This is a genomic window from Streptomyces vastus (genome assembly GCF_039532825.1).
Lineage (GTDB): Bacteria > Actinomycetota > Actinomycetes > Streptomycetales > Streptomycetaceae > Streptomyces > Streptomyces vastus.
Map to the genome: position 1 here is coordinate 53,246 of NZ_BAAASJ010000029.1, position 9,725 is coordinate 62,970.

Here is a 9,725-nt window from a genome sequence, read left to right on the forward strand (position 1 = left end):
CCGGACGGGTGCTGATAGCCGTGGTTCATGCCGCTCACCTCCAGGACCCGGGCTCTGCTCCCGAATGCCGCCAGATCACTCCGTAGGGCGCTGCTCGCCGCCTCCTCCCTCTGCCTGATCGCCGCGAGCGGCCCCACGCCGGCGGAACCGCTCGGCATCGGCGACCGCCTTTTCCCACACCTCGGCAACCCCGGGTACGACGTCATGGCGTACGACCTCGCCTTCACCTATTCCGGGAACAACAGCGAGCCGCTGCCGGCCGTCACAACGATCGACGCCCGGGCGATGGACTGGTTGGAGAAGGTCAATCTTGACTACTCGCACGGAACAGTGCGATCCGTCGAGGTCAACGGAGTGCCCGCGGAGTTCCGCAGCGCGGGGGAGGACTTGGTGGTCACGCCCGCGGAGCGGCTGGCGCCCGGCAGCCGGATGCGGATCACGGTGGGCCACGACAGTGATCCGACGCCCGGGGAGGACGTGGAGAGCGGCTGGGTGCGGACGGAGGACGGGCTCGCCATGGCGAACCAGATCGACGCCGCGCACCGGATCTTCCCGGGCAACGATCATCCCTCCGACAAGGCGATCTTCACCATCCGTGTCACCGCGCCCGACGCATACACGGCCGTGGCGAACGGACTGCCGCTGGAAGCGGTCCGCCATGCGGGGACCACCACCTGGGCGTACCGGACCGAGCACCCCATGGCCACCGAGCTCACCCAGGTGTCCATCGGACGCTCCTCCGTGCAGCACAGGAGCGGACCGGGCGATCTCCCCGTACGCGACGTGGTGCCCTCCAAGGACCGCGAGAAGCTGGAGCCCTGGCTCAAGGAGACGCCCGAGCAGATCGCCTGGATGGAAGGCAAGGTCGGGCGGTACCCCTTCGAGACGTACGGGCTGCTGATCGCCGGGGCGCGGACGGGCTTCGCACTCGAGACACAAACGCTCTCTCTCTTCGAGAGAGAGCTCTTCACGCGTCCTGAGTACCCGAAGTGGTACGTCGAGTCGATCATGGCGCATGAGCTGGCGCACCAGTGGTTCGGCAACAGCGTCACCCCACGCACCTGGTCCGACCTCTGGCTGAGCGAAGGACACGCCACCTGGTACGAGGCCCTGTACGCGGAGGAGACTGCGGATAGGCCCCTTGAGACACGGATGCGCGAGGCATACCGGGCGTCCGACACCTGGCGGGCCGCCGGAGGCCCGCCGGCGGCACCCAAGGCCCCCGAGCCCGGCCGGAAGATCAGCATCTTCAGGCCGAACGTCTACGACGGCAGCGCCCTGGTCCTGTACGCGCTGCGCCAGGAGATCGGCCGCCCGGCCTTCGAGCGGCTGGAGCGGCGCTGGGTGAGGATCCACCGTGACGGCACCGCGACAACCGCGGATTTCGTGGACCTCGCCTCGGCCGTCGCGGGGCGCGATCTGAGCGCGTTCTTCACGGCCTGGCTGTACGGCAAGAAGACACCGCCCATGCCGGGGCACCCGGAGTGGCGCAGCGCCGCACCCGCAGAGAAGGGCGCGAAGCACGCGCGACAGCCCTCGACCAAGCAGATGAAGAGCACCCGGTAACTCAGATGACGAGACAGGCGTGCCGTGCAACCATCATCAGGTCGACGACGCAGCATCCCGGGTCTGCGGCATGATCCACCGGTCGGACTCCACGGCCGGGAATCTCCCGGCGACCCCGGACGTTGTCTCCAATAACGGACGGCAGCTCGTCGTCCCTCAGGTACCTCCATCGACGTAAGGACCCAATGACCTCCTCTTCTTCCCCTTCCCAGGACAAGCAGAGCCTCGTGCAGAACCACCCCGATCGTCTTCGGGCCGATGCCCTGATGGAAGAGGACGTCGCCTGGAGCCATGCGATCGACGGCGAGTGGGACGGCGACCAGTTCGACCGCTCCGACCGCGCGGCACTGCGCCGTGTCGCGGGCCTGTCCACCGAACTCGAAGACGTCACCGAGGTCGAGTACCGACAGCTGCGTCTTGAGCGAGTGGTACTCGTCGGGGTGTGGACCTCGGGGACGGCGGCCGACGCGGACAACTCCCTCGCGGAGCTGGCCGCCCTCGCGGAGACGGCCGGCGCTCTGGTGCTCGACGGCGTGATCCAGCGCCGCGACAAGGCGGACCCGGCCACGTACATCGGCTCCGGCAAGGCCAACGAACTGCGTGACATCGTGCTCGAGACCGGCGCGGACACCGTCATCTGCGACGGTGAGCTCTCGCCGGGCCAGCTGATCCACCTCGAAGACGTCGTCAAGGTCAAGGTGATCGACCGGACCGCCCTGATCCTCGACATCTTCGCCCAGCACGCCAAGTCCCGAGAGGGCAAGGCGCAGGTCGCGCTCGCGCAGATGCAGTACATGCTGCCGAGGCTGCGAGGCTGGGGGCAGTCGCTGTCCCGTCAGATGGGCGGCGGCAAGGGCGGCGGCCTCGCCACCCGAGGTCCCGGTGAGACCAAGATCGAGACGGACCGGCGTCGTATCCGCGAGAAGATGGCGAAGATGCGCCGGGAGATCGCGGCCCTGAAGACCGGCCGCGAGATCCAGCGCCGCGAGCGCCGTCGCAAGAAGGTGCCCTCCGTCGCCATCGCCGGCTACACCAACGCGGGCAAGTCCTCGCTGCTGAACCGGCTGACGGGCGCGGGCGTCCTGGTCGAGAACGCGCTGTTCGCGACCCTCGACCCGACCGTGCGCCGGGCCGAGACGCCCACCGGGCGGCTCTACACGCTCGCGGACACCGTCGGGTTCGTACGACACCTGCCGCACCACCTCGTCGAGGCGTTCCGCTCCACGATGGAGGAGGTCGGCGACTCCGACCTGATCCTGCACGTGGTCGACGGCGCCCACCCGGCACCGGAGGAGCAGCTGGCCGCCGTACGCGAGGTCATCCGCGACGTAGGCGCGACCGGCGTGCCCGAGATCGTGGTGATCAACAAGGCGGACGCGGCCGATCCGCTGGTGCTCCAGCGGCTGCTGCGGATCGAGAAGCGCTCCATCGCGGTCTCGGCCCGTACGGGCCAGGGCATCGACGAGCTGCTCGCGCTGATCGACGTCGAACTCCCGCACCCCTCGGTCGAGATCGAGGCACTCGTGCCGTACACCCACGGCCGACTCGTCGCCCGGGCCTACACCGACGGCGAGGTGATCTCCGAGGAGCACACCCCGGAGGGCACGCTGCTCAAGGTACGGGTGCACGAGGAACTGGCGGCTGAACTGGCACCGTACGTCCCGGCGGCCACCGTCTGACCACGAAGGGCCTCTAAACCGGAGAGCTACATGATGAAGGCCCGCCCCCTTTCATAGGGGGCGGGCCTTCACGCGTCAGCGTGCGGTCACTGCGTCGCGAACTTCTCGCTCACCGCGTCGTAGATCCCCTTGGCCTCCTCGCCCAGGTGCGGGCCCGCCAGCCAGCCCGCGGTCACCGGGCCGATCGAGGTGTTGGACACCAGCGCGGGCTTGCCGTCGGAGCCCGTCGCCACCCAGCCGCCGCCGGACGAACCGCCGGTCATCGTGCAGCCGATGCGGTACATCGTCGGTTCGGACTTGGCGAGTGAGAGCCGCCCCGGCTCATCCTTGCACTGGTGCATCGTCTCGCCGTCGAACGGCTTCGCGGCCGGGTAACCCGTCGCCGTGATGCCGCCGACCTCGGACACGGCGGGAGCGTCGAAGCCCACGGGAAGGGCCGAACCGACCGTCTCCTCCAGAGACTTGCCGCCCCTGCCCTCCTCCGGCGTCACATGAATGACGGCGAAGTCGTACGAGGCACCCTGGCCGCCCGTCGCGCCGCCCTGCTCGATCCACTGGTCCGAGGTCTGCGCCCAGTCACCCCACCAGACGCCGTACGGAGCGACCTCCTCCTTGGTGGCGTTCGTGAGTTCCGCCGCCGACTTGGCGTCGTTGTTGTACGAGGGCACGAAGGCGATGTTGCGGTACCAGCCGCCGGACTTGCCTGCGTGCACGCAGTGGCCCGCGGTCCATACTAGGTTGGACTTGCCCGGGTGGGCCGGGTCCTCGACGACAGTTGCCGAGCAGACCATCGTGCCCTCCGGGGAGTCGAAGAACACCTTGCCCGCCTCGGGGGCGTTGTCGTGGTACGCCGCCTGAACGGGCTGCGCCTCCACGGGCGCCGGCTCCGGGTCGGTGACGCCCTGGTCACCCGACAGATCGTTGTCGTCGACGCCCTTGCCCTGGTCCGGGTCCTCGGCCTCGCGCATGCGGTCCGGGTCCCACAGGTCCTCGATGATCGGGTTGACGAAGTCGCCGGCCTCGCGCAACCAGTCGTCCTTGTCCCAGTTCTTCCAGGCGCCGCCCTTCCACTGGTCCAGGTCGATCCCGTGCTCCTTGAGCCTGTCCTGGATGTCATCCGGGATCTGGATCTTGTCGTCGCCGCCGGTGGCCGCGGGGGCGGACGCGTCGCCGCCCGCGTTCGTGTCATCGCCCGAGTCACAGGCGGTGGCCGTCAGAGCCAGTGCGGTGGCCAGACCGACCGCCGCCAGCACGGGGGAGGGCCCGCGGCGCGTGCTCCTCCCTCGACGGGCGGCGAAGAGCGGACGTATGGATCGCATGGTGTAACTCCCCCTGGACGTAAAGAGAATGCTGGGCTGCCATATGCAGCTTCGTACGGATCTGCCGTCCCGGACTGGCACGGACGGGACCGTTTTGGCCGTTCAACGGGGATCGATGAACGGCTCCACAGACTATGCCGTCGCTGTGGGGGACTTCCGATGGAACGGCAACAGTTCCGTCACACAAGGATCTTCGTCGCGCCGTTGCCCCTCGGGGTCCTCGTCGTTGGTACGTACGGGGGGTGTTCCGCCTGCGTGCATCCCCTGCCGCCCGCTCGGGTGGCCGAGCAACTCGCCTCTGGACAGCGGGAGGACCGACAGCGTGGCCGTGACCGAGTCTGCGCCCGACGTGGCGCCCACGATGCGCGAGGCCGAGGTCGCGCCCTTGGCGCACGAAGGGATTCTGCGACGGCAGTCGGCCCGTGAGTCCGCGGCGCGCACCTATGCGCGCGCCCTGCCGATCGTGCCCGTCCGGGCGCGTGGGCTGACGATCGAGGGAGCCGACGGGGCGCGCTACCTCGACTGCCTTTCGGGCGCGGGGACGTTGGCCCTCGGGCACAACCATCCGGTTGTGCTGGAAGCGATCAGAAAGGTCCTCGACTCGGGGGCGCCGCTGCACGTCCTCGATCTGGCCACACCCGTCAAGGACGCGTTCACCACCGAGCTGTTCCGTACGCTGCCGCCCGGTTTCGCCGACCACGCGCGCGTGCAGTTCTGCGGGCCCGCGGGCACAGACGCGGTCGAGGCCGCACTGAAGCTGGCGCGTGCCGCGACCGGGCGCACCGGGATCGTCGCCTTCTCCGGCGCCCATCATGGGATGACCGCGGGGGCGCTCGAAGTATCCGGGGGCGCGTCGGATGTACGGGTGGTGCGCCTGCCCTATCCGCAGGACTACCGCTGCCCGTTCGGCGTCGGCGGCAAGCGGGGCGCCGAACTCGCCGCGCGCTGGACGGAATCCCTCCTCGACGACCCCAAGTCCGGGGTGCCCACACCCGCCGGGATGATCGTGGAACCGGTTCAGGGCGAAGGCGGAGTGATTCCGGCGCGCGACGACTGGATGCGGCGGATGCGGGACATCACGTCTGCCCGCTCCTTCCCCCTGATCGTCGACGAGATTCAGACGGGCGTCGGTCGGACCGGCGCCTTCTGGGCGGTGGAACACAGTGGCATCACACCCGACGTGATGGTCCTCTCCAAGGCCATCGGCGGCAGCCTGCCGCTGGCCGTCGTGGTCTATCGCGATGACCTCGACGTGTGGGAACCCGGCGCCCATGCCGACGCGTTCCGCGGCAATCAGCTCGCCATGGCCGCGGGCGCGGCGACACTCGCGTACGTCCGGGAGAACCGTCTCGCCGAGCGAGCCGCCCGCCTGGGGGCCCGCATGCTGGCCCAACTGCGCGGTCTGGCAGCCGACTTCCCCTGTGTCGGTGATGTACGCGGACGAGGCCTGATGATCGGCGTCGAACTCGTCGACCCGGTGGAATCGCCCGAGTCCGCAGCCGAAGCCGCCGAGGCCGCCGGGGGCACTGGCGGTGGGCCGTGCCCTGCCGCCCCCGGTCTCGCGGTCGCCGTTCAGCGGGAGTGCCTGCGTCGCGGGCTGATCGTGGAACTCGGCGGACGCCACTCCAGCGTGGTGCGGCTGCTCCCTCCTCTGACCATCACCGATGAGCAGGCGAACGCGGTGCTCGACCGGCTCTCGGACGCGGTCGCGTCGGTCGCGGCGGCACCAATCGGCCTGCGGGCGCAGGGCGTTGAGCGTGGCACGCGTGCCCGGCCCGGCGAGTCGGTCCGACGTGCGGAACGGGCCGAGCGGGTCGGAAAGGCCGGAGCACGGTGATATCGCAGGGCATCGCCGAGTGACCCCACCTCCACGGCAGCACCACTTGTACGCCGGAATCACACCACCCGAAGCACCCCCGAAACGCCCAGGTCCAACGAACGCCGGAACAGCCCCAGTTCGTCGCGGCACGACCCTGAACCACCTCCCAAGGAAGTCACTTGAACGCCATCCCTGCATCCCACCGCCACACCCGCACCCTCGAGCCGGGCACGGGAGCAGAATCCGTCCCCCGGCAGCAGGGAGGGCCCGGGCCCAGGGAGTCAGTACGGCTGCGCGGTGCCGCTGACCTGGACCTGCTGGACCACCCCGATCCGCACACCGCGGGCCAGGCCGCAGCCGTGGAGAACCTGCTGCGCTGCTGGGTACGGGAGAACAAGCTCCCTGCTCCCGGAGACGGCATCCTCCGTATCCAACTCCCCGCCAGCGGCACTGCCCTGGTCGTCCCGGTGCACTACTGGTCCCCCACAGGCTGGCACCGCTTTGGCCTCCCCCACCTTTCCGACGCCCCCCACCAGGCACCCCCCACGGACGCGGCCACGCTGGCGGCGCTCCTCGGACGAGAGACCCTGGCGGGCGGTACGGACGACAGGGCGGAGGCCAGGTCCGGCGACAGCGGCGACTTGGTGCGCCGCGTGGCCGACTCCGCCCAGCGAACCACCGTGTTCATCAGCGACCGCAGGGAGCACCCCGCCGACGGCTCGGACCTCTTCCTCTCCGCCGAACAGTCGCTCCTGCTCGGTCACCCGCTGCACCCCACCGCGAAGAGCCGCGAGGGACTCTCCGAGGCCGAGACCCGGCTCTACTCACCCGAATCACGCGGCTCTTTCCCCCTGCACTGGATGGCTGTCGCTCCCTCCCTACTCGCCACCGACTCGGCCTGGACCGAGCGGGGCCGTCCCGTACCCGCTCAGCAGCTCACCGCCCGGCTCGTCGGCACCGGACTGCCGCTGCCCGACGGGTACGCCGCGCTCCCGATGCACCCCTGGCAGATCCGCGAGGTCCGCCGCCGCTCCGTGACAGCGAAACTGCTGGACGCCGGTCTGCTCCAGGACCTCGGTCCCCATGGCGCCCCCTGGCACCCCACCTCCTCCGTACGCACCCTCTACCGCCCCGCCGCCCCCGCGATGCTGAAGCTCTCGCTGGGCCTGTGCATCACCAACTCCCGACGGGAGAACCTCCGCAAGGAACTCCACCGCGGTGTCGAGGTCCACCGTCTGATGCGTACCGGCCTTGCCGAACAATGGCAGGCGGCACACCCGGGCTTCGACATCGTCCGCGACCCGGCCTGGCTCGCCGTCGACGACCCGGACGGCGACCACGTGCCCGGGCTCGACGTGGTGATCCGCCACAACCCGTTCACGCCGACGGACTCCGTCTCCTGCATCGCCGGGCTCGTCTCCGTCAGGCCTCAGGACCCACCTGGCGAACCGTCCGGCTCCGGTCAGGGCAGGCCCACGATGAGGTCACGGCTCAGCGAGATCGTCACCCACCTCGCCGGGAGCACCGGACGCTCGTGCGGCGCCGTCGCCACCGAGTGGTTCCTCCGCTACCTGGAACAGGTGATCCGCCCCGTCCTCTGGCTGGACAGTGAGGCGGGCATCGCACTGGAAGCCCACCAGCAGAACACCCTGGTCCTGCTGGACCCGCAGGGCTGGCCCGCGGGCGGCCGTTACCGTGACAACCAGGGCTACTACTTCCGTGAGTCCCGGCGCGAGGAGCTGGACAAACGGCTGCCCCGCATCGGCGAGCACAGCGACACCTTCGTCTCCGACGAGGTCACAGACGAACGCTTCGCCTACTACCTCGCCATCAACAACGTGCTCGGCCTCATCGGCGCCTTCGGCTCCCAAGGCCTCGCCGACGAGCGGCTGTTGCTCGCCGCCTTCCGCCGCTTCCTCGCCGACGTCGCCTCCGGCCCTGCCCGACTGCGTACACCCCTTCCCGCCTGTCTGCTCGACTCACCCGTGCTGCGCTGCAAGGCCAACCTGCTGACCCGGTTGCACGGGCTCGACGAACTCGTCGGCCCGGTAGACACCCAGTCCGTCTACGTCACCATCGCCAACCCCCTTCATTCCTGAGGAACATGACCCACCCCATCTCCTGAGAGGAACGTCGCCGTGCCTCCCACCGATGAGAGCACCGACGCCGGTACCACCCCCATCACCTCCCTCGGCAGCGACACGGGCCCCGATGCGGACAGCCAGGACACACTCGACCTGCGTCTGCCCGACGAACTCGTCGCGCTCTTCGCCGAGGAAGCCGAAGCAGCCAGGGGAGCCGAGCGCGCAGCGGAACACGGCGGAAGGGAAGGCACGGCGAAGCCCGGCCCCGTCTCGCCGACCGCCGCCCCGACCGGTGACGACCTGCTCGACGGCGTCGGCGGCTGGGGGCCCATCGCCAGCCCCGTCGGCCCCTTCCACCTCGTCCCCGTATGCATCGACCGTGACCTGAAGCTCATCAGCCGCTGGATGAACGACGCCGCCGTCTCGGCATTCTGGGAGCTGGCCGGACCCGAGACGGTCACCGAGGATCACCTGCGCGCCCAGCTTGACGGGGACGGCCGCAGCATTCCCTGTCTCGGCGTGCTGGACGGCACGCCGATGAGCTACTGGGAGATCTACCGCGCGGACCTCGACCCACTGGCCCGCCACTATCCCGCTCGTCTCCATGACACCGGAATCCACCTCCTCATCGGACCCGTCGCCAACCGAGGGCGGGGACTCGGCTCAGCACTGCTCAGAGCTGTCTCCGACCTCGTACTCGACCGGCGCCCCTCGTGCACACGCGTCGTCGCGGAACCCGATCTTCGCAACACCCCCTCCGTGTCCGCCTTCCTGAGCGCTGGCTTCCGGTTCTCCGCCGAGGTCGACCTGCCCGACAAACGGGCCGCCCTCATGGTCCGAGACCGGGCCCTGCGCGATGTGCTGTAGCGCCATCACTTTTGGTACACCGCTCGACCCGATCCGGTTCCCAGTCGAACCCGATCCGGTTCTCGGCCGCTTGATCGCGCCCTTGCCCCCGGCGTTGATCGCCCGGGTGAGTTCCTAACGGACGTCAAGTCCGTTGTGGTGCTCTCTGCTTGGTGTTCGTAGGGTTGTTGGCAGACGGGCCGGTTGCCGGAGCGCTGTGCGACTCCTTTCTGCGCCGGCTCGTCGTTGGGTCCTTGAGTTTCTGGGCTCGTCGACGGACCTGGACCTTGGCCCGGTCAGCCTTGTCGACCGTGTAGCGGGTGGTGCAGATGTGCCGTCCTTCCGCCTCGGTGATCTCGCGCCCGTCGGTGTCTCGGAGCTCGTAGCGGGTGCCGTTGCGCCGGCAGGCGGC

The 9,725-nt window shown here is 69.6% G+C and carries 7 protein-coding genes; 5 read left to right on the forward strand and 2 right to left on the reverse strand.

Annotated elements, in window-relative coordinates; translation table 11 throughout:
- Positions 1 to 27 precede the first annotated feature (27 nt).
- Both ABD357_RS13490 and hflX read left to right on the forward strand, forming a co-directional pair.
- Positions 28 to 1,566: a M1 family metallopeptidase gene (locus ABD357_RS13490; RefSeq protein WP_344390055.1), complete on the forward strand. Its 1,539-nt coding sequence runs from the start codon at positions 28 to 30 to the stop codon at positions 1,564 to 1,566.
- A gap of 185 nt (positions 1,567 to 1,751) precedes the next feature.
- The gene (gene hflX, locus ABD357_RS13495) at positions 1,752 to 3,245 is read left to right on the forward strand and encodes a GTPase HflX (RefSeq protein ID WP_344390056.1); all 1,494 of its coding nucleotides are present in this window, start codon (positions 1,752 to 1,754) and stop codon (positions 3,243 to 3,245) included.
- 86 nt (positions 3,246 to 3,331) lie between these two features.
- Here the strand turns inward: hflX and ABD357_RS13500 are convergent, their stop codons facing one another.
- Positions 3,332 to 4,564 carry a trypsin-like serine peptidase gene (locus ABD357_RS13500; protein ID WP_344390057.1) on the reverse strand — a complete coding sequence of 411 codons (1,233 nt, stop codon included), beginning with the start codon at positions 4,562 to 4,564 and terminating at the stop codon, positions 3,332 to 3,334.
- 361 nt (positions 4,565 to 4,925) lie between these two features.
- Here ABD357_RS13500 and ABD357_RS13505 point away from each other — a divergent pair, with 361 nt between their 5' ends.
- From ABD357_RS13505 to ABD357_RS13515, 3 genes are all read left to right on the forward strand, one after another.
- Positions 4,926 to 6,401 carry a diaminobutyrate--2-oxoglutarate transaminase family protein gene (locus ABD357_RS13505; protein ID WP_344390066.1) on the forward strand — a complete coding sequence of 492 codons (1,476 nt, stop codon included), beginning with the start codon at positions 4,926 to 4,928 and terminating at the stop codon, positions 6,399 to 6,401.
- A gap of 161 nt (positions 6,402 to 6,562) precedes the next feature.
- Positions 6,563 to 8,482 carry an IucA/IucC family protein gene (locus ABD357_RS13510; RefSeq protein ID WP_425584852.1) on the forward strand — a complete coding sequence of 640 codons (1,920 nt, stop codon included), beginning with the start codon at positions 6,563 to 6,565 and terminating at the stop codon, positions 8,480 to 8,482.
- A gap of 39 nt (positions 8,483 to 8,521) precedes the next feature.
- On the forward strand, positions 8,522 to 9,334 hold the full coding sequence (locus tag ABD357_RS13515) for a GNAT family N-acetyltransferase (protein WP_344390058.1): 813 nt from the start codon (positions 8,522 to 8,524) through the stop codon (positions 9,332 to 9,334).
- A gap of 124 nt (positions 9,335 to 9,458) precedes the next feature.
- On the opposite strand, the gene ABD357_RS13520 is transcribed toward ABD357_RS13515, so the two are convergent.
- The coding region (locus ABD357_RS13520) for a hypothetical protein (protein ID WP_344390060.1) at positions 9,459 to 9,725 on the reverse strand (267 nt) is incomplete at its 5' end.

What these genes read in the sequence shown, in the direction of transcription:
- hflX (WP_344390056.1), top strand. Translation starts at nt 1,752, where the DNA reads ATGACCTCCTCTTCTTCCCCTTCCCAGGACAAGCAGAGCCTCGTGCAG.
- ABD357_RS13500 (WP_344390057.1), bottom strand. Translation starts at nt 4,564, where the DNA reads ATGCGATCCATACGTCCGCTCTTCGCCGCCCGTCGAGGGAGGAGCACG.
- ABD357_RS13490 (WP_344390055.1), top strand. Translation starts at nt 28, where the DNA reads ATGCCGCTCACCTCCAGGACCCGGGCTCTGCTCCCGAATGCCGCCAGA.
- ABD357_RS13505 (WP_344390066.1), top strand. Translation starts at nt 4,926, where the DNA reads ATGCGCGAGGCCGAGGTCGCGCCCTTGGCGCACGAAGGGATTCTGCGA.